Raw genomic sequence first — 21,461 nt, forward strand, 5'->3', positions numbered from 1 at the left:
CCTAGTTGTTGCTGTGGCGGGAGATTCCGCGGCGCTTACTCACGAAGAACGCAGCACCAGCCGCAGCAACAGTAGCAAGCAAGCCAATCACAGACACGTTGCTACCAGTCTTACTAAGCTGAGACACACCACTCTTCAACACCTGAGAGCGCACAGAAGCACGCACCTGAGCCGCATGAGCCTTAGCAGACGCCAAAGCCTTACGAGCAGCAGAAAGCTTCTGAGCTGCAGCATCCACCTGAGCCTGAGTTGCATTAGGATCAGCAGCAACCTTCTTAGCCTCAGCCAAAGCAGAGTCCAAAGCCGCCTGAGCCTTAGCAACTTGAGCATCAGCCTGCTTCACAGCCGGCGAATTTTCAACCGCAGCATTCACAGCAGCAGAATTTGCAGCATTAGCAGCATTGTTGTTGGCGTTAGCAGCGTTGGCGTTTGCGTTACCAGCATTGTTGTTACCAGCGTTGTTGTTGCCAGCTCCAGCATTGCCAGGCTGAGAGTCAGCTTCAGCACTATCAATCTGAATGTTCAACTCGCCCTTATCCACAGTAGTAGGCGCATTATCATTCACACCAAAGCCAGCGCCACCAGGAACAGGAGAAGGAAGCGGGCTTGGAGTTGGCTTCAAATCATTCTCAGCCTTCTTCAAATCCTCAGCAGCCTGATTCACCTGATCCTGAGTTGCATTTGGATCATTGTTCACTTCGTTAGCATGATCCAAAGCGTGATCGTAAGCCTGCTTCTTATCCGAAGGAGCATTATTATAATCATCCGACTTATGAACATCGCTACCATTGTCAATGCCCTGCTGCAAGTGAGACTTATCAACAGAAGGCGTTGGGGTTGGAGTTGGGGTTGGCTCGACTGGTTTCTTACCGTCAAGAGCAGCAGCGGCATCTTTAAGAGTCTGGAGAGCCTTATCAACAAGAGCTTGCTTCTCTTTTTGAGACTTGCCTGCGTATTGTTTACCTGTGCCTTCAAGATCACCTAATTGAGAAATAAGGTCTTGTGCATCTTTAAGTGCTTTATCAAATGCATCCGTCTTAGACTTATCAGCATACTTATACTTATCTGAGTTCGTAACGTTGCTATCCTTACCAATCTCATCTTGCAACGGCTTGGTATCAACACCATCAAGCTCTTCGCGCGCTTTCTGAAGATTTTTAAGCGCTTCATCCACTGCTTTTTGAGCTGCAGCTTCCTGCTCAGGAGTGCGCGGAGTAGTGCCCGGCTTCGCTTGATTTGCGTTATCGTCATTAGCCGTCTTCAGGGCAGTTTCTGCATCGGATAGTGCCTTGTCAAATGCCTCTTTCTTCTCCTTGGAAGCGGTCGTGTACAGAGAATCGCCAGGTGTACCCGGCTTAGTGGAATCGTTAGGATCAGCTTGCGTTGGCTTAAGCTTAGAATCCTTATCTACTTCAGCCTGAAGTGCATCAGTACTTACGCCCGCACCCTTAACTTTGTCATCAATCGCCTGCATTGCATTAAGAAGATCCTTGTACAGATCATTAACCTGATCAGCATTCTTGGCGTCGCCCTTAGCTTTGTCTAGCACGGCACCAGCTGCAGTAGAGGCATCATCAAATGCTTTCTTTTGCTCATTGCCTTCTTGCAGACCCTTATACTTGTCGCCCTTAGCAAACTTATCAGCGATCTCTTTCAGCTTCTCAAGACGAGCCATAGCATTATCGGTGTTTGCAGCGTTGGCAAGCGCATCGTCAATGTCGTCAGAAGTTGTTCCGTCAGCGTTCTTGTGATCAGAAGCATCAGTATCTTCAATAATCCTCTTGAAAGCTTCCTTCTGAGCATTGTTCAAATGCTCGGAGTTGTCAATAGCTTTAAGAGCAGCTTCAATCTTCTTGTGCTTCTTAGCCTGATTTACAATTGCTTCAGGATCGCCCTTATGAGTAGAATCATTAATCTGATCCTTATACTTCTGCTTTTCTGCAGGAGTCAAATCGGTAATACCGTCAATCTCCTTCTTGGCTTTATCCTTCTCAGATTGGAAAGTAGTAGCATCAGGATCGTTGGTATTCTGCTTCTTGTTTTCCTTCTGAGCATTGTTAACTGCATCATTGACCTTACCATCAGCGTCCTTGAACTTAGTTTCAACATTGGTAAGCTGAGTCAACATTTCAGAAGGCTTGGTAGCTTTCTTTACAGACTCCTTAGCGGTTGTTATAGCAGACTTTGCAGTCGCTATATCAGTAGTAGCTTTGGTCTTATCTTCAGCTTTGATTGTTGTGTTATCGTTAAGAACCTTTTCAGCAGCTTCAAGCTTATTCTCAAACTCAGCAATCTTGGCGTTAGCAGCCTGCCTTGCAGCTTGCTCGTTAATGCCGTTCTTGCGAGTTGCAGCATCGAGAGCAGCACGGATGGTGCTAGTTTGAGCATTGGAAATGTCCTTAATGGCATTTTCCAAATCGGTAAGCGTGCTATCCTTCTTAGCTGGATCAGAACCGATTAACTCCTTAAGAGCCTTATCGTCGTTACTATCAGACTTGCCGTGGCTTAAGAATGGAAGCGCGCCTTCCTTCAAAGCACCTCGAGCGTCGTTAATCGCCTTGGCCTTTTCGAGAATATTCTTAACTTCCTCAGGAGTTTGAGCATTATCAATTTCATCTGATAACTTCTTCTTATCGCCAGAATCTCCATCAGTAGTCAGATTGCTCAGAGAATTGAGAGCTTCCTTGGCTTTGGTTTTATCTTCAGCAAGCTTATTTTGCTGTTCTTTTTCGCGCTTCTCCTTCTCGCGCTTTTCCTTTTCTTCGTTCTCTTTCTTCTTGATGTCGCCAGGCTTTACATTATTATTACCAGCCTGCTCATTGGCCTTCTTGAGGATATCCTGGATTTTCTCTTTGGTATCAGCATTATCAATCTGATTCTTGAAATCTTCCTTCTGCTCCTCAGTAAGCTTTGGATTGCGGTCGATAAGCTCCTTCGCCTGCTTCTTGAGCTTCTTGAGGTCTTCAGCGGATGGAGCTGGCTTAGACTCGGCCTTCTTCTTGTAGAGCTTATCTTTAGATACCGTGAACAGAACAGTATCGCCATTCTTAAAGTCAGCACTCGCGCTGTCATCATTATTCATGCTCACAGTAGTAATGCCATACGTTGCAGAATCTGACTTAAGCTCCAAGCAGGAAGTACCTGCCTTTGGAGTCCAACCCTTACCTGTTAGAGTTGCAGTGTTTGGAGCAAAGAAGGTAAGCTTATCAATCTTATTAGCTTCAGTTGCTTTACTATCGTCGTAATTGGCTTTCAAGAATTGCTTAACTGCAGCTTGGAAATCATCGTCAGTCGGTGATGCCGTTGGATTATCAACCCCGTACGGATTTGTATTGTACTTATACTCCGCCTTTGTGGCATTAGTAAGCTTGGCAATAAGATCACGAAGCTGCTTCTCATTCATGCCATTGATGGTACCGTCATTCAAGTTTGAAGGGTTATCAATACCAGCTTTAGCAAAATCAGAGTCTTTAAGACCCTCACCTTTGCGCTTTGTCAAAAGATCCTTAGCTTGCTTCTTTAGATTGTCAAGCGTATTATCCTGCTGATGTGCACCGCTCTTTTTGACATATAATTCATCTGGCTTGATGGTAAACAGGTCCATGTCCATAGAAGAATTCCAATCGGGACCATTGTCAGCATCAGGATCCCAAGGGTGACCATGCACCTTAATGCCAAAGTCATTGCCTGCTATACTAAACGACATCATTGGTCCATAATTACTACCTGAAGCGTCATACGAACCCATATTGTGAGTACCAGTTTTTGGAATCCAAGTCGCTTTAACAGTAACACTATCAGTAATAGAAGATAGATCAGCTTCAGATACATTATCGTAATTGTCTGTTACAAATTGCTTTAACGCCTTTGTAGCGTCTTGGGCGGTTGGTTTTTCTCCGTCATATTCTATTTTTGTAACATTATATGTAAATGTATTTTTCTGATCTTCAGTATCAGTGTGCGTTTTACTTTCAGTAGTAGGCTTGGAAGCTGGACTTTGAGGACTATTCTTAAAGAAAATACCCATAGGATAAGTCTTAGAAGTATAACCCTGCTTACTGAACGTAACTTGACCAACTCCATTTTTATCAACACTGTATGTAACTGTAACACCATCTACTTTTTGTTTAGTAGCAGAGTCTTTCACATACTTGGCAAGTGTAGTTTTCAAACTATCAAGCTGAGTTTTAGCATTTCCTGCATTTATTTCTTCGCTCGTTGTTTTGAATGGGTCAAACTTCACAACAGTTTGAGTTGGTGGAACGTCAACAATAAATGTTTTTTCTTCAGCAACAGGCGTTGAAGGTTCTGGAGCAGGTGCAGTCTTTTCCTTTTCCTTCAAGAATTGCCAAGAAGCAATTTCTGTTGTAGAACCGTCTTCCCACTTGATTGTGGCATTGCCGGTCCTTTTATCAATTGTTAAGTAACCAGTAGAGTCCTTAGTCTTCGCATTCGTGTAGACATCCAAGCCACTATTGGCATCGTCGAATGCTTTCTTAATGGTAGTTACCTCAGTATCGGTAATATTCGTGAGGTTATCAACCGTAATCATATCCGGCACAGAATATGGCGCCCAATCGGCGATTTTTGGTCCTTGATACACCAAAGAAGAATAAGGAACTGTGATTGTAGATCCATCAGTATAAGTAATAGTAAGCTCCTGTTTAGCGTTATCAAACTTATACACGTCTGAATCGGTAGTAGAAACTTTTTTCAGGAAGTCTTTGTCTTTATTAGCTTTCTTAAAGCCATCAATAATCGCCTTCTGATCATCAGCGCTTAGCTTCTGCGGATCCACAACGCCCATAGGAGCTGGGTAGACGGGTGGGAACTTAACGTTGTCTTTTTTCTCTTCAACTACAAGCAACTTTCCAGGCATTTTAATTGTTGTCTTGTCATGGAAAGTAAGAGTTGCAGTACCATCTTTAGCAACTTCAATCTTTTCAAGAAGATCATTGAAATGCTTAACGTCTTTATTAGCTTTCTTAATAGCATTCTCAACTGAGGTCTTTTCAGTATCATTAAGATCATCAGCTTTAGCAACAGGCGTCAAAGCTGGATACTGAACCTTCAAACTGTCTGCAATCTTTGGAGCGCGATGAATCTGACCAGTAGCAATATGCCAATTACCAGCAAAACGGTAAACGCCAGCAGCAAAACGAAGAGGATGCTCGTCACGGTTCTTCCATGCATCATCCTTCAACTCTGCAACGTAATCCATCTCATAGAAGCGCTTACCTGCAGATTCCCAGTCGATAAACATTCCTTGCATGCCCTTTGTGGCATCGTAGAATTCTGACCAATTGCCTGCAGTAGTGCCGTTAGAATCGTAACCATTGTTTTTACCACCATCGACACCAAGTAGCATAGCCAAGCCGTTCATAGACTTAAGCTTGCTTGGATCTTCAACGTAGAATCTGGAAATACTCTTCCAGTCCTTTGCGTCTTTGTAGTGCTTAGTTACGTTATCACTATCTTTTCTAATACCTGGATTAGAAGAACCTGGAGCAGAAGTAGCTGCAGGAGTACCGTAATCAGTATAGTTCTCAAAACGGCTGTAGTTAATATTGTGTACGTTAGTTAAACCAGCTGGAACACCGTACCACCACATTGGGCGGAATGCCCATCTATCAAATTCTTGTTTATCGTTAAGATTTGCAGTGTATTTTACATGTACGAACTTACCGAGAGGATCTTGATTAGCAATCGTATCATTTGCAGCATCAGCTTCGTTGCGGTAATAATGAACTTCAATTTTAATACGCTGTTTACTGTAGTTTGCATCTGACTTAAAACCGTAGTAAATGTTTCCGTCAGGACTCACATAACCGTCAGCATACGCAGGCGCAGGAGAAACGAATACCCCCCCCCCCCGAGCACCATTGCACCAGCAAGCATTGCAGCGCACACACTCTTGGATAGTGGCGCATAAGACGTACTCTTAGCAGACTTAAGTAAATCAGCGAAACTATTTGCGTTAATATTATTCTTCTTCATCATTTCTTTTACTCCGTTTATTCGACCGAGAGATTTTGCGTATTAAATCAAACTCGGCAAATTAGCGTTTTCCCTATCAATTAGTAATATCATACTGCTAAATCACCGTGCCAACGTTTTAATATGCGTTAAGCGCAGCAAATTTTAGCAATCTGAAACCAACACAAGGGGTATTTTACTCAAAAATTCATACATTTCAAGCATTTTTATATGTGATTTTTGCTACTTTTAGAGCAAAACTAACATTGCGTTATTCGTGCGAAAATTAGTTTACGCTTACTTAAGATACGGCTTTAACTCGTTAATAAGCAAACCGTTAGAAGCAACTACGTCATTTTCGCGTCGCCAATGAACGGGGCTTCCATCCCACTGGCAAACCTGACCCTGCGCCTCTAGCACAACCACAGCTCCAGCAGAAACGGCTGGAATATCCCACTGGTGCAAATGAGGCTCAAAGTAAGCGTCGTAAGTGCCGTCTGCCACCTTGCACAAGTCAAGCGAAGCCGGCCCAATGCGCTTAATATCCGCAGGGCAGCCTTCTTCAACAGAAGCAACTACGTCAAGCGCGCGCTTAGACTCGCCCGGTATATAAGACATTCCGTAGCACACAACAGATCCTTGCAAAGTAGAAGTTGTGGAAGGAGTAATCTTCTCGCGCTTTTCTCCCTGCGGAGTTCTACGAATGCGAATAGCACCCTGGCCCTTTGCAGCCAAATAAGTTAATCCCAATGCAGGAGCGTGCACAACGCCAAGCACAGGGCGAGCGGAACCTTCATCGTTAAACTCAAAAAGCGAAACTGTAAGAGTCCACTCTGCCATGTCTCGGTTGAAATTAATAGCGCCGTCAACGTTTCCAACGCACCAAAAACGATCTCCCGGATTGCAATGCTCCGGCCTAGTGCGCCAAAAACCTTGGAAAGGATTCACGTACGTTAAACGGTTTTGAATAAAGCGCACGAGCTTATCGCCAAAACCAGACTCCGACTGCATAGGATCTCCCAATGCAATCGACGTCATATCTTGAGGACTTAATTGATCCTGATACGCGTGCTTACCAACGTCTTCCAAAATACGCGCAACTTCAAGCGCAACTTCTCTTAAATTCAACTTACACTCCCTACCTTCGTGCGCGAATTTCAACTTAAATTCCCGAATCTTCTGCGTTCACGCACACTTTTCTCTCAAAAACTAACTGTTATTTTACTCATCAATAGAAAGATTTACCAACACATTTATGCTCTGTGGATAAAAGCTACAGAACTTTCACAAAAATAATCATTAATCATTAATCATTAATCATTGCTTCATTATTTTACATTGATTATGTACATTCATCAACTTTTCGCTCTATAAATGCAAAAATTCCCCACGTTTGGAGCGATACACCAGCCCAAACCATCCAAACGCGAGACAGATTCCCCACGTTTGGAGCGCAACACTAAAAACGTATTAATTCACAGTCAAGAAACGCAATACAGCGCTTAAATCGCGAGTAAGAATACGATAAGGAGTAGCTGCTTGAACCGCTGGTTTTGCGCAAAAAGCCACGCCTAATCCAGCGAATTTAATCATTGAAATATCGTTCGCCCCATCCCCCACGGCAACAGTTTGCTCGCGCTCAACACCAAGATCACTCTCCCAAGCTCGAAGCGCTTCCACTTTTGCGTTAGCGTTAACAATATTTCCTAGCACGTTGCCAGTAAGCTTGCCGTCAATCGCCTCTAAATGGTGAGCCACACAAAAATCAATATTCAAACTCGGCAGCAATTCGTCCAAAATTTCGTGAAAACCGCCAGAAACTGCCCCAACTTTCCAACCGTGTGCATGAAGCTCGTCAATTAAAACATTCGCGCCTTTAGTTACGTGAATTTTGGGAATAATATGCTTTTTGCACTCGTCAACATTTAAATTCCGAAGCATCTTCACGCGCAAACGCAACGAGTCGTCAAAAGTGATTTCGCCACGCATTGCGCGCGCTGTAATCGCAGAAAGCTCATCGCCGCATCCAGCTTCCTCGCCAAGCAAATCAATAACTTCTTCCTCAATAAGCGTTGCGTCAACATCCATAACCAAAAGCCCCGGCTTGGCTAAAGTTGGCAACAGAGAAGAAAAGTTCATGCTCATAATTTTATGCACAATAATTATGCGCAGTAAGCTTCGGCAGAAAGCCTTGCTCCGCGCGCCCAATCTGCCGCTTTCATAGCTTTCTTACCTTGCGCTTTTACTTCCAAAAGCTCAAGCGCGCCGCTTAAAGTACCAACCCAAACTTGCTTTTTGCCGGCAAGCAATTTTCCAGGATCAAGCTTCATCAATTCTTCAGAATGCGGATCGTTAGCGTCTGCCGGCTTTGCGCGCAAAACATGCAAAGTAATCGGTTCCGCATTATTCTCGTCGTCCGCATGAAGCTCGCACCACGCGCCCGGATTTGGCGTGCATGCGCGAATTTGACGGTCAACCGCAAAATCCGGCGCATGAAAATCAATGTGAGCATCTTCAACCGTGATTTTTTGCGCAACTTCTTGAGGAGTCTGATCCTGCTCAACCGGCACGATTTCGCCAGTTTCCATGCCGCGAAGAGATGCTGCAAGAAGAGGAGCGCCGTCGATTGCAAGCCTAGAAAGAAGATCGCCGGAATTTTCGTGAGGCTCAATTTTCGTAGTAAACTGCGCCAAAATAGGGCCGCAATCCATGCCGCGCGTAATGCGAAAAACAGTAGCGCCCGTAATATCATCCCCAGCCCAAATTGCGCGCTGAACAGGAGCTGCGCCTCGCCATTGCGGGAGAAGCGAAAAGTGAAGATTATACCAGCCGAGCGGCAACGCGTCTAAAACGTTCTGTCGCAAAATCTTGCCGTATGCCACAACAGCCGCAGCTTTAGCCCCAGTTTCAGCAAGCTTATTAAGGAAGTTAGCTTCGTCTTTACTAGGATCAATTTCGATTACTGGCAAGCCTAGCTCAAGAGCAGCTTGTTTTACCGGGCTTGGAACGAGCTTTCGGCCGCGACCGGTTGGAGCGTCCGGGCGAGTAATAACAGCGCGAACGTCAAAATGCTCACTATCTTTGGCTAGCTCACGAAGAGACGGAACAGCAACTTCCGGAGTGCCTGCAAACAAAATTGGTAATGCCATATTTCCTCTACTATTTTAAATCAAAGCAGTAAATTAAAGACGTAAAATCAGCCTGCAAAAGCTTCCTTTAATTTACTAAAGAAGCCTTTCCGCTCACCCGACTGCTCATCAAGCGAATTTTGCTTAACATGCTTTACGTCACTGTCATGCAAATTAGCAAACTTACTAATAAGCGAACGCTCTTCTGCACTAAGTTTCGTTGGAATCTGAACCAAAACATGAACAATAATATTGCCGCGATCTTTAGAACGAAGCTTCGTAACTCCAAGATTTTCAAGAGTTACAGTGTCGTCGCTCTGACATCCAGCAGGAATTTCAAACTTTTGAAGGCCATCAAAAGTTTCGATTTCAACATCGTGACCAAGCACAGCCCAGCTCATAGGAACAGTAATCCAGCAATGCAAATCGTCGCCGTTTCGCGTAAACTGCTTGTCGGCGCGAATGTGAATATCAACATACAAGTCGCCAGCAGGGCCGCCGCACTCGCCAACACTACCCTGAGAAGCAAGACGCAAACGGCTTCCATCTCGAATACCTGCAGGAACGTTCACACCAACTTCGCGAAGCGCGCGCACTCGTCCGCGACCACGGCAATTTTGGCACGGATTTTTAATAATTGTGCCGTGACCTTCGCACTTGTCGCAAGGCATTGAAGAAACCATTTGGCCGAGCATTGTGCGCACAACCTTCTGGCAGAAGCCAGAACCGTGGCATTGATCACACTGTTCAGGAGCAGCATTGTCGGCAGAACCGGAACCGCTGCAATCCTGGCACACTCCAAAAGCAGTTATGCGAACACTCACATTTCCGCCAAAAATAGCCGTTTTCAAATCAATCTTAGCTTCAGCTAAAGAGTCCTCACCAGGCTGAACTCTAGAAATTGGGCCTTGAGAAGTTCCAAAAGAGCCACCGAAGAACTGGCTAAAAATATCACCCATGCCCATGTCTGCAAAACCAGCGCCTGAAGCTCCGGCACTTCCAGCAGAAGGATCGTTAGGATCGACTCCCATATCTACCATTCGACGCTTTTCTGGATTAGAAAGCACGTCGTAAGCTGCGTTTACTTCCTTAAACTTTTCTTCAAACTCAGCGCCTGCAATATCCGGATGATACTTGCGGCTCATCTTACGGTAGGCTTTGCGAATTTCGTCGTCGCTAGCGTTGTGGTCGACGCCTAAAATCTTGTAGTAATCAGTCAATTAATTCCCCTTTTACCTTTTCATAAATCATTTTTACATAAGGCACAGCCAGCTATAAGCCAGCTAATTTTAAGAATTTTCGGATATAAACGAATTAAGATAGCGCGCAACAGCCTTAACAGCTGTCATAGTTGCAGCATAATCCATGTGAGTAGGGCCGATTGAGCCAATAAACGCGGAATCAGAATCAGCATTGTAGCCGTAAGCGCTTGTTACAACAGAAGCATTAAGCAAGCCCGGAGTGTGCGTTTCTGAGCCGATTGCAACACTAACGCCGCTTTCGCAATCGCTTGCTTCCTCGCTTAGCGAAGTCATAAGTCGCATAATAACAGCCTGTTCTTCAAGAGCGTCAAAAAGGGAAGCAAAATCGCCAATACTTTGCCTATGCGCAAGTTGGGAAGCTCCAGCCATATACAAGTCGTGAGTGTGCTCACCGTCGTGCATGTCTTCTAAAGCATTAGCAAGTTGACTAATAATTTGCAACGCTGACGCTAAATCCTTACGATTTGCAAGCAAATAAACGCGCTTAGAAGCATCTAAAAGAGAGGCTCCAACGCAATTCTCATTAACCATATTAACTAAATGCAATAAGTCGTCTGGATTTATGTTAGAGGCTTGAATCATGTGCTGTGCTACGCCTCCAGCGTCTGTAATTACAACAACCAGAAGCATAGAAGATGATACTTGAACAATCTCAATTCTTTTTACTTTTGACTTAGACAATGCTGGAGATGCGACGAGCGCGACTTGACCGGTAATACTTGCAAGAAGACGTGCAGAACGTTGCAAAGTATCTTGCAAACTAACAGATCCGCTTAAAAAGTTACGTATAGCACGACGTTGAGGCTCAGAAAGCGGAATAACTGCAGCCAAGCCGTCAACAAAATAGCGATACCCCTTTTGGGTAGGAATGCGTCCGGCAGAAGTGTGCGGCTGAACAAGGTAGCCTTCTTCTTCCAAGGCAGACATATCGTTACGAATAGTCGCAGAACTTACCCCAAGCTGATGATGCTTTGCAAGAGCCGCAGAACCAACAGGCTCTTGAGAACGAATATAATCCTCCACAACTGCGCGCAAAATCATCATGCGTCGTGACTGCATTACCGCTCCTTATAAATAACAAATACGTCTAAATACTATATTTCTAATATTTCTAATATTCTTAGTATTCCTAATATTCTTATAATAGTCTATTTCTTAGCACTCAACAGAACATAAAAGCAAACTATTAGCAGAACTCAAAAGCAAACTCGCAACAGAACATAAAAGCAAACTTTTGACACACTTTGTAACATATTCGTCGCGCGCGAAAGATAGGATTGAAGGGCAATGAGAGGGTAAAAAGCCAGCGTAAGCTGTGCCTAAAAACCCGGATTATTGGAAGGAAAGTAGATCACATGACCGATTTCAACTGGTCTGCATTAGACGAGCGCGCCGTAAAGATGGCGAAGGTTCTCTCGGCTGATGCTGTTGAGCGAGCAGGACACGGACATCCTGGCTCCCCTGTTTCATTGGCACCAATTGCGTACACCCTGTACCAGCATTTCATTAAGCACGATCCTGCTGACCCAAAGTGGGCTGGCCGCGATCGTTTTATTCTTTCTGGCGGTCACGCTTCGCTTACGCAATACGTGCAGTTGTTCTTCTCTGGTTACGGCTTGACTCTTGACGATCTCAAGTATTTCCGTGGCGGCGCTGACACGCGTACTCCAGGCCACCCAGAGTATGGCTTAACCCCAGGCATCGAAATGACCACCGGCCCACTCGGCCAGGGTCTTGCCTCTGCTGTTGGCTTTGCTTACGGCCAGCGTTTTGAGCGCGGTCTTCTTGACCCAGAAGCTCCAGCCGGCACTTCCCCATTCGATCATAAGGTTTGGGTTATCTGCGGCGAAGGCGACGTTGAGGAAGGTGTTTCTTCTGAAGCTGCTTCCTTGGCTGGAAACCAGAAGCTCGGCAATTTGACCGTAATCTTCGATGCAAACCACATTCAGATTGAAGGCGATACTAAGCTCACCTTCTCTGAAGATATTCTTGCTCGTTACCGTGCATACGGTTGGTACACCGATGAAGTTAGCTTCGTTCAGCCAGACGGCTCCTACAAGGAAGACGTTCAGGCTTTGGCTGCAGCTATTGAAAAGGCTCAGGAAGTTACCGACAAGCCTCACTTCATTAAGGTTAATACTTTGATTGCTTGGCCAACCCCAGGCAAGACCGACAACGAAGCTTCCCACGGCTCCAAGCTTGGCGAAGAAGCTGTTAAGGGCTTGAAGGAACTTTGCGGTTTCGACCCAGAAGTTTCGTTCCCAATCGACGAAGAAGCTTTGGCTCACGCTCGCAAGGTTGCAGAGCGCGGCTTGGCTGCTCACAAGGCTTGGGATGAAGCTCTTGCAAAGTGGGCTGCTGCCAACCCAGATAAGGCTGCTCTTTACGAGCGTCTTAAGGCCGGCAAGCTTCCTGAAGGCTTCGACAAGGCTATTGACGACTTGGTTGCTGGCTTCGAAGTTGGCTCTAAGGTTGCTACTCGTAAGGCTTCCGGCGCAGTTCTTAACGCAATTGCTGCTGTTATGCCAGAACTTTGGGGCGGTTCCGCTGATTTGGGCGGCTCCAACAACACCAACATTAAGGGCGCTGACTCCTTCGGTCCATCCGAAGACGCAACCCGCACTTGGCCAAACGTTTCCGAGCACGGCCGCCAGCTTCACTTCGGTGTGCGCGAGTTCGCAATGGGTGCTATTACCAACGGTATTTTGCTTGGTTCTGACACTCGCCCATTCAACGGCACCTTCTTCCAGTTCTCTGACTACGAGCGCCCAGCAGTTCGCTTGGCTGCTTTGATGGAGATTCCAAACCTCTACGTTTGGACCCACGATTCCGTAGCTTTGGGCGAAGATGGTCCAACTCACCAGCCAATCGAACACTTGGCTGCATTCCGCGCTATTCCTCAGCTTGAGGTTGTGCGCCCTGCAGACGAGTACGAGACTGCTGAAGCTTACCGCTACTTCTTCGAGAAGAAGAACAGCTACCCAACTGCCATGATTTTGACTCGCCAGGGCGTTCCAACCCTCGCTGAGACTGCTGAAAAGGCTCGCGAAGGCGTGAAGCACGGCGCTTACGTTTTGGTTGATTGCGAAGGCACTCCAGACGTAATCATCATGGCAACCGGTTCCGAAGTTCAGTGGGCTGTTGCCGGCGCCAAGACCTTGGCTGCTGAAGGCATTAAGGCTCGCGTTCTTTCCATGCCATCTCTCGAGTGGTTCGAAGAGCAGGACGAAGAGTACAAGGAAGCAATCCTTCCAAAGTCCGTCAAGGCTCGCGTTTCCATCGAAGCTGGCTTGGCATTGCCTTGGTACAAGTATCTTGGCGATTGCGGCAAGGCTGTTTCTATCGAACAGTACGGCTTGCAGGGTGACGGCGGTCAGAACATGATCGACTTGGGCATTACTGCTGAGCACGTAGTAGAAGCTGCTAAGGCTTCTATCGAAGAAGCTCGCGCTTAAGATAACTTGGCAAAAAGCAAGTAAGCAAAATAAAGCTTGATGTATCAAAATAAAATTGATTCATCACAAAACTAGAAGTGCTAACGAAACACTTCACAAGAGACAGCGACGGCGTGTTGATGCCGAGCTACCGTTGGTTCGACATCAACCGCTGTTTCTTGTAAAAACGCCAAAATACCGACGTGCCCCAATTGGTGGAGCACAGTGTTAAGGAGATAACATGACTGAAGCAACGCAGCGCACTAGCGATTCCGGCGTTTCTATTTGGTTGGACGATTTGTCCCGCACCCGCATTGAGTCCGGCTCTTTGCAGGATTTGATTGCTAACAAGAATGTTGTTGGCGTTACCACCAACCCATCCATCTTCCAGAAGGCTTTGAGCCAGGTTGGCCCATACGATGCACAGCTTAAGGAACTCGGCAAGGTCGACGTTGAAACCGCTATCCGCGAGTTGACCACCACCGATGTTCGTAACGCAACCGATATCTTCCGCGAGATTGCTGAAAAGACCGATTTCGTTGACGGCCGCGTTTCCATCGAAGTTGATCCACGCTTGGCTCACGATACTGCTAACACCGAGAAGCAGGCTGAAGAGCTTTGGGCAAAGGTTGATCGTCCAAACGCTATGATCAAGATTCCTGCAACTTTGGAAGGTCTTCCAGCTATCACCGCTACCCTTGCTAAGGGTATTTCCGTGAACGTAACCTTGATTTTCTCCCTCGAGCGCTACGAGCAGGTTATCGACGCCTTCATCGAAGGTATCGCTCAGGCTGATGCTAACGGCCATGACTTGAAGCACATGGGTTCCGTAGCTTCCTTCTTCGTCTCCCGCGTTGATAGCGCTGTTGACAAGCTCCTCGAAGAGAACGGCTCCGAAGAAGCTAAGGCTCTTGAAGGCAAGGCTGCTGTTGCTAACGCTCGCTTGGCTTACGAACTCTTCGAGAAGAAGTTCGCAGCTGACCCACGTTGGGCTGCTCTTGAAGCTAAGGGCGCAAAGAAGCAGCGTCCACTTTGGGCTTCTACCGGCACCAAGAACGCAGCTTACTCCGACTGCAAGTACGTTGACGAGTTGGTTGCTGAGCATGTTGTGAACACCATGCCAGAAAAGACTTTGAACGCTCTTGCTGACCATGGCAACGGCGCTCCTTCCGTTAAGGGCACTTACGAAGAGAGCCACGCTGTTATGAACAAGCTTGCTGAGCTTGGCATTAACATCAAGGACGTTACCGACAAGCTTGAGGCCGACGGTGTTGCCGCCTTCATCAAGTCTTGGGATTCCGTGATCGCTGACGTGCAGTCCGGCATCGATCGCGTAAACGCCTGATTTTGCTAATCGTCTGATAGCTAAACTGCTAATCAGCGAAACCGCTAAATAACGAAACCGCACCTTGCGTATGTACTAATCTTACGCGGGTGCGGTTTTTGTTTTGCGTTTTTATCAATCGCAATAAAATAAGTTACCCAGTGTTACTAACTCAGCTAACAAACTGAGAAAGTAACGGTAATTGACACAACACCGTTACTAACTCAGCCAACAAACTGAGAAAGTAACGGTAATAAGCAAAACACCGTTACTAACTCAGTCAGCCAACTGAGAAAGTAACAGTAATCACCCAAACACCGTTACTAACTCAGTAAAGTATCTGAGAAAGTAACGGTAATTGGCACGACACCGTTACTAACTCAGTAAAGTATCTGAGAAAGTAACGGTAATTACTTGCCAGAAAGAGTTTGCCAGCGAGATTTGGTTAAAACATTACGATGGCGCACGCGAGTTTCGTAAGCGAGCGCTTAGAGCGCGAGCACCATCCCACGTTTGGAGGGCTACCCGAACAAACCGTAAATCTGTTACTTGAGCGAACTCCAATCAAACGGCTGCTCAACAAGATAGTACGCATTGCTGTCATCCGGAGCAGGCGCAAACGGCACAGGCTTATGCTTGCTAGTCGGCACAAACGGATTATCTGAGGTCGAATACTCGCCATCAAACGGCACAACAGTTTCTTTGTAAAGCTTAGGATCCCTACGCAAAATAAATGGACGATTAGGATCCGGCTGCGTTTTACCTTTGCCTTTAAAATATCCGCTACTTTCCAGCTCACTAAGTTTTGCATTCACCGGAATTGCAACAAAGAAATCGGTCATTCTATAGCTCATACCGGTCCACTTCTTATGATTGTGCAAATCCATAAATAGAGACAGAACATCGCCATCGTAATTCTTCAGATGACCAGCTTCACACACTTTTTGATCTAAAATAGGCAACAAATACAAATCATCACCGCAATAAGGTACACCAAGCGACTGATAAAATTCAATAGCGCCAGTATCTCCAGCTATAAGATGATTATGCATAAGATCCTTCATATGTGGATCAAGCTTTTCTCCACTCGTAACTGACACAGAAGAAATAACGTCTAGAATCATTTGCATTAAATTATCTGTTGACATTTCAAGCGTATTTGGAGTGTAGCTACGTAATGTTCGGTCAAATGACGAACTAAAATTATCACCCGGATACCCGTTTATAGTATAGATACGTGTTTCCTTCTGATATTCGTTAGGAGTATAAATAGTTGTTGCTCCCAAATTTATGCAGTCACCGGATTTAGTGCACCAAGTTCCAAGCAAAGGCTCCATAAATTCTATAAACTGTAGTTTTGTATTGCCCTTTTTATATTCTAAAGACTTACCTTTCATATCCGTTGCAATAGCAGTTCTTGCGCCAGACGCGTCAACGCCATAGAGAAGATCAATATGACCTCCAGTAAATTGCGATCCAAGCGAAGGATAAGTTCCCATAATTTTGCCTATCATTTTTTTAGACGCAAAATGAGGCTTTAAAGTAATATCGTTAAAACCAAGAGAGTTGAGCTTTTCCTTGGCTTTATCTTTATCCATGCCGAATATATTTACAGGAATACCCTTGTTTTTGCTTGCGACGGCAAGATTAATAACGCCCTTATTACCATTTATAACGGAATAGCCTGGCATAGGCTCGGAGCCAATCACTTCCCCAGTCGGCGTATTATCAACAACAACATTGTGGACTTTTACTTCCACGCCCATCTTTTTAAGAATCTTAGTAACTGAACCAACTTTTTTGCCAACTATGCCTTCAGATGGCACGCCCGGGCCTTTGGACTGAACAATCGTAACAGGATTAAATTTAAGCACTGAATTTCCAGGATTCGTACCGTCAAGTCTTAAGAAACTTCCGCGCTTGCGCTTGTTAAATTCGCCTTTAATTCTTACGCTTAAGCCCTGCTTTTCAAGCTTTTTAGTCATTTTTGTAATGCTTGTGCGCGCAAATTCGGAAGCATTAGGCAACTTAACTTTGTTAAGTTCGAAATAAAGAAATGTGCCAAGAGCAGCGGCAATAACGATTGAAGCAGCAACAACAACTGCGATTATTACCCTCATTTTATCTACTTTGTGTACTTCGCTATTTTCGCTATTTTCGCTATTTTCGCTATTTTCGCTATTTTCATTTTGGGAAGGATTTTGCTGAGGATTTTGCGAAGGATTGTACGGAAGCTGCGAGTCTGTAGGATAGCTGACAAACTGGGATTGCTGGTCTGCTGCAGGCTGATTGATTACCGAAGTCTGCTGTTCTTCCGGCTGATTGACAAACTGGGATTGCTGGTCTACTGCAGGCTGATTGTTAAACTGAGTCGTCTGCGAATCTGAAGGCCGACTATTTACCGGAGCACCGCAATTTTCGCAAAATGACCAGTTATCTTCAAGAGCGCTACCACACTGTATACAAAACGCCATAACACACCTTCTTTGCCGGCACCTTCTTTATTGGCGCCTCATATTGCTCTCTTTACAAAAACCAATATACTCCAACCGCCAAAAAATGCTGCGATCCACACGACAGCGTTATTAACGCAGAAAGCAAACTGCGCCAGTAACGAAAGGTGTGTTATTCGCAATCTATTAAGAGGTTTGAATTAAGCCAGTTAGCAACGCCGTCGTCGTTGTTGGAAGCGCAAACTTCGTCCGCAATCTCAAGCAAACGCTGGTTACTATTCGCAACCGCAACACCGTATCCTCCGGCGCGAAACATATCGATATCAATAATATCGTCGCCAAAAACAACTGTGCGGCTCGTCTTTACGCCCAAACGATCGCAAATAACGTTCAGCGCGTGTCCTTTGTTTGCAAGAGGATTCGTGAGCATCCACAACACATCTTCGCTAATATGCAATGAAAAATCGCTCGGAAGAATACGCTGAAGCTGCTCCTTCTCACTCTCTCGAGGAACAATAATAATCTTGTCTGCAATGCCACTTGGAACATTAGAAAAATCGGTAATAATAAAATCCTGCTCGTTCCAAAGCATACGAACATCAAAATTAGTGTAACGAACGTCGTTCATCACAATACCAAGACGGAGCGTAGGGATTTTATCAAGCAATCGCAAGCAAACATCACTAGCAAGCTTAGAATCAAAGCCAAAACGCGTAAGAGTATCAATACTTCGCTGCGAAGTAAGATCACTAATAGTACTATGCGCGCAATCAAAATCAATAAGAGCACCATTAAGATATGCGCAAACTTGAGCTTGCAAATCGTGGATAAAATCAAAAGCACTACCAACAGGGCGAGCCGTAATAATTGCAAGCGGAATCCCAGATTCATGCAAACGCTCAGCAGCGCTAACAGTTTCTTGGCTTAAATATCTGCCTTCAAAAGTTTGTGAATCATGAAGCATAGTGCCATCAAGATCGGCAATAATGAGCGATGGAGAAAAACGAAGCATACGTACCTCAATGTTTAATGCGCGCACAATCAACACAATGCGTTTTAATAAAATAAAAGCGCGCAATCTTTCGACTACGCGCTTAAAAGAATACTTAAATTAGTGAGAACTTAGTCATTAAGTTCAAAATAACAATTACCGCAACCCAAATCAGTGCAATAATCACTGTCCAACGGTTCAAATTCTTTTCTGCAACACCAGAGCTACCGGCGTTCTTCGTTAAACCGCCGCCGAACATGTCGGAAAGGCCGCCGCCCTTGCCCTTGTGCATCAAAATTAACAGTGTGAGCAAAATGCTAGTAAGCACAAGCAATACCTGCAAAACGATTTTCAGAGCGGACACAAGTAACCTCCTGTCTTAGAGTACCCGACTAATCTTAATAAGAACCGTTGACCTATAGACGCGATTGTGCTGCGGTGAGTCGCACAATATTCGACAACTCCTCTGCATCCAAAGAAGCTCCGCCAACCAAAAATCCGTCAACATCAGGCTCAGCAATAAGACTTGCAGCGTTGGAAGAAGTCACAGATCCGCCGTAAAGAATACGAACAGTATCCGCAACGTCACTTCCAAAAGTTGCGCGCAAATCTTCGCGAATAGCAGAAGCCGCTTCCTGCGCCGACTGAGCAGTAGCAACCATGCCCGTGCCGATTGCCCACACAGGTTCATAAGCAATAATCAAACGCTTAGCTTGTTTTGTGTCCAAATCGCGCGTTACGTCATGAACCTGACCAACAGCAAAATCAAGCTCAATACCCTGCTTGCGTTCCTCAAAACTTTCACCGACGCACAAAATTGGAGTCATTCCAGCCGCAAGAACCGCACGCACCTGGTCTACAATATTCGCATCGTCTTCCGGATGATATTTTCGGCGCTCAGAATGCCCAACAATAACCATTGAGCATCCAAGACTAGCAAGCATATCTGCAGAAACATCGCCTGTAAAAGCGCCTTGCGCAGTAACGGAAACTGCTTGCGCTCCGTACAATATTGGCAGACGATCAGACTCAACAAGAACCTGCACGCTTCGTATAGAAGTAAAAGAAGGCATAAGAGCCACTTCGCAATCGCGGTAGTCGTAGTGCGCGTCACGCAAAAGCCACGCAAATTTTTGTATAAAATGCGTTGCTTCGCGGTGATTGAAATTCATTTTCCAATTACCTGCGACTAGCGGCTTTCTTTTAACAACCATAATCACCCTTAAAAATTTAGGATTGAAGATTAATAGTATTACGCAAAATTTTACACGAAATATTACGTAGATTTTACGCAAGATTTTACGCAAGATTTTACGCGAATTAGTATTATGCCGACTCCGATTTACAAAAGATTCATAAAATCGAAAGCCGGCATAATTGAAAACATTTAGTTTACTTACGACTTGCGTAAAATTTATTTACGACTTGCGTAAAGCTTATTTACTCAAGCACGCTCAAGCCTGGAAGAGTCTTGCCTTCCAAGAACTCGAGGGAAGCGCCACCACCAGTGGAGATGTGCGAGAAGCCATCTTCCGCAAAGCCAAGATTACGCACTGCGGAAGCAGAATCGCCGCCGCCAACAATGGTGAAAGTACCGTTCTTAGTTGCGTCAACCAAGCCCTGAGCTACAGCACGAGTGCCAGCAGCAAACTCTGGAACTTCAAACACACCCATAGGACCGTTCCACACAACAGTCTTGGAATCGACAATCTTGTCGTGGAAAAGCTTCTGAGAGTCAGGACCAATATCCAAGCCCATCTTGTCTGCTGGAATAGCGTCAGCTGGAACAACTTCTGGAGCAACAGGAGTGTCCCCTGCTGGGAAGCCAGCGTTCACAACAATATCGGTTGGAAGAACAAGCTCAACGCCGTTCTTCTTAGCGGTTTCAATGTAGCCCTTAACTTTTTCGAGCTGATCTTCCTCAAGCAAGGAAGTACCAACTTCGTGACCCAAAGCCTTGAGGAAGGTGAACACCATACCGCCACCAATAACAAGACGATCAGCCTTAGAAAGCAAGTTTTCAATAACGCCAAGCTTGTCGGAAACCTTGGAGCCGCCGAGAACAACGGTCAAAGGACGTTCTGGATTTTCGGTTGCGCGAGAAAGTGCCTTAACTTCCTTTTCAACAAGCAAGCCGGCAGCTGCTGGAAGATCTGCAGCAACATCGTAGTTAGAGCCCTGAGCGCGGTGAACAACACCGAAGCCGTCGGAAACAAATACGTCACCAAGAGCCGCAATCTTCTTAGCATAAGCTGCACGCTCGGAAGCATCCTTGCTGGTCTCTTCTGCGTTAAAACGCACGTTTTCAAGCAAAACAACGTCACCGTTGTTCATTGCAGCAACCTTAGCTTGTGCATCCTCACCGTAGGTGTCTGCAGACAAAGCAACTTTCACACCGAGAAGCTCACCTAAACGAGCTGCAACTGGAGCCAAAGAAAGCTCTGGAACAACCTGACCCTTTGGACGACCAAGGTGAGCCATTAAAATCACCTTCGCACCCTGCTCGCGCAAAGCCTTAATTGTTGGCAAAGCAGCACGAATACGACCATCATCGGTAATCGTAGTACCCTTGAGAGGAACGTTAAAATCAGCGCGAACCAAAACGCGCTTGCCGCTCAAATCTCCCAAATCTTTAAGTGTCTTCATTGGTATCCTTTCCAAACCATATTGGCTTACCATATTTGACTTACATACTGGCTTACCGTGCCGGCTTACTTCGTTCAACAAGACGCAAAATCAGCCTAAAACATCAACACATTGCCGGGTGCAATTATACCGCACATCTGCAACAATCCCTATGAACAACGAAGCTTTGCATCAATGCTCTGCGGACGTTGCTTCAGTAGCTTTGCAGTAATGCTTTGCTAACGGTGAGTACTTATTGCTTAAAGAA

General features: G+C 45.6%; 13 protein-coding genes. 2 read left to right on the top strand and 11 right to left on the bottom strand.

Annotation, left to right across the window (positions count from 1 at the left end; genetic code table 11):
* Nucleotide 1 precedes the first annotated feature (1 nt).
* The 6 genes from HXT33_RS04020 to hrcA all read right to left on the bottom strand — a co-directional run bounded on the left by HXT33_RS04020 (nt 2) and on the right by hrcA (nt 11,410).
* Nucleotides 2-5,908 (bottom strand): sugar-binding protein, encoded by a 5,907-nt coding sequence (locus HXT33_RS04020; protein ID WP_421786615.1) that lies wholly within the window; start codon nt 5,906-5,908, stop codon nt 2-4.
* 365 nt (nt 5,909-6,273) lie between these two features.
* Nucleotides 6,274-7,104 carry an inositol monophosphatase family protein gene (locus tag HXT33_RS04025; protein WP_004137393.1) on the bottom strand — a complete coding sequence of 277 codons (831 nt, stop codon included), beginning with the start codon at nt 7,102-7,104 and terminating at the stop codon, nt 6,274-6,276.
* Between the two features lie 342 nt (nt 7,105-7,446).
* Nucleotides 7,447-8,121, bottom strand: a complete 675-nt coding sequence (gene serB, locus HXT33_RS04030) for a phosphoserine phosphatase SerB (RefSeq protein ID WP_196218529.1) — start codon at nt 8,119-8,121, stop codon at nt 7,447-7,449.
* A 17-nt stretch (nt 8,122-8,138) separates the two neighbouring features.
* Nucleotides 8,139-9,125 carry a methionyl-tRNA formyltransferase gene (gene fmt, locus HXT33_RS04035; RefSeq protein WP_421786617.1) on the bottom strand — a complete coding sequence of 329 codons (987 nt, stop codon included), beginning with the start codon at nt 9,123-9,125 and terminating at the stop codon, nt 8,139-8,141.
* A 47-nt stretch (nt 9,126-9,172) separates the two neighbouring features.
* Nucleotides 9,173-10,324 (bottom strand): molecular chaperone DnaJ, encoded by a 1,152-nt coding sequence (gene dnaJ / locus HXT33_RS04040; protein ID WP_421786619.1) that lies wholly within the window; start codon nt 10,322-10,324, stop codon nt 9,173-9,175.
* 69 nt (nt 10,325-10,393) lie between these two features.
* On the bottom strand, nt 10,394-11,410 hold the full coding sequence (hrcA, locus tag HXT33_RS04045) for a heat-inducible transcriptional repressor HrcA (RefSeq protein ID WP_004137402.1): 1,017 nt from the start codon (nt 11,408-11,410) through the stop codon (nt 10,394-10,396).
* Nucleotides 11,411-11,721: 311 nt separating this feature from the next.
* On the opposite strand from hrcA, the gene tkt reads away from it, so the two are divergent.
* On the top strand, nt 11,722-13,821 hold the full coding sequence (gene tkt, locus HXT33_RS04050; RefSeq protein ID WP_308581758.1) for a transketolase: 2,100 nt from the start codon (nt 11,722-11,724) through the stop codon (nt 13,819-13,821).
* A gap of 220 nt (nt 13,822-14,041) precedes the next feature.
* On the top strand, nt 14,042-15,145 hold the full coding sequence (tal, locus tag HXT33_RS04055) for a transaldolase (protein WP_119521255.1): 1,104 nt from the start codon (nt 14,042-14,044) through the stop codon (nt 15,143-15,145).
* A 524-nt stretch (nt 15,146-15,669) separates the two neighbouring features.
* Here the strand turns inward: tal and HXT33_RS04060 are convergent.
* From HXT33_RS04060 to HXT33_RS04080, 5 genes are all read right to left on the bottom strand, one after another.
* Nucleotides 15,670-17,598 carry a PASTA domain-containing protein gene (locus HXT33_RS04060; protein WP_421786622.1) on the bottom strand — a complete coding sequence of 643 codons (1,929 nt, stop codon included), beginning with the start codon at nt 17,596-17,598 and terminating at the stop codon, nt 15,670-15,672.
* A gap of 151 nt (nt 17,599-17,749) precedes the next feature.
* The gene (locus HXT33_RS04065) at nt 17,750-18,589 is read right to left on the bottom strand and encodes an HAD hydrolase family protein (RefSeq protein WP_421786624.1); all 840 of its coding nucleotides are present in this window, start codon (nt 18,587-18,589) and stop codon (nt 17,750-17,752) included.
* 94 nt (nt 18,590-18,683) lie between these two features.
* Nucleotides 18,684-18,932, bottom strand: a complete 249-nt coding sequence (gene secG, locus HXT33_RS04070; RefSeq protein WP_004127207.1) for a preprotein translocase subunit SecG — start codon at nt 18,930-18,932, stop codon at nt 18,684-18,686.
* Nucleotides 18,933-18,984: 52 nt separating this feature from the next.
* Nucleotides 18,985-19,782, bottom strand: coding sequence for a triose-phosphate isomerase (tpiA, locus tag HXT33_RS04075; protein WP_004137410.1), 798 nt, complete (start codon nt 19,780-19,782; stop codon nt 18,985-18,987).
* Between the two features lie 226 nt (nt 19,783-20,008).
* Complete coding sequence (locus tag HXT33_RS04080; protein WP_421786627.1) at nt 20,009-21,214, bottom strand: phosphoglycerate kinase; 1,206 nt, start codon at nt 21,212-21,214, stop codon at nt 20,009-20,011.
* Nucleotides 21,215-21,461: the final 247 nt, after the last annotated feature.

The sequence above is a fragment of the Gardnerella sp. DNF00753 genome, from assembly GCF_049244275.1.
Taxonomy (GTDB): domain Bacteria; phylum Actinomycetota; class Actinomycetes; order Actinomycetales; family Bifidobacteriaceae; genus Bifidobacterium; species Bifidobacterium greenwoodii.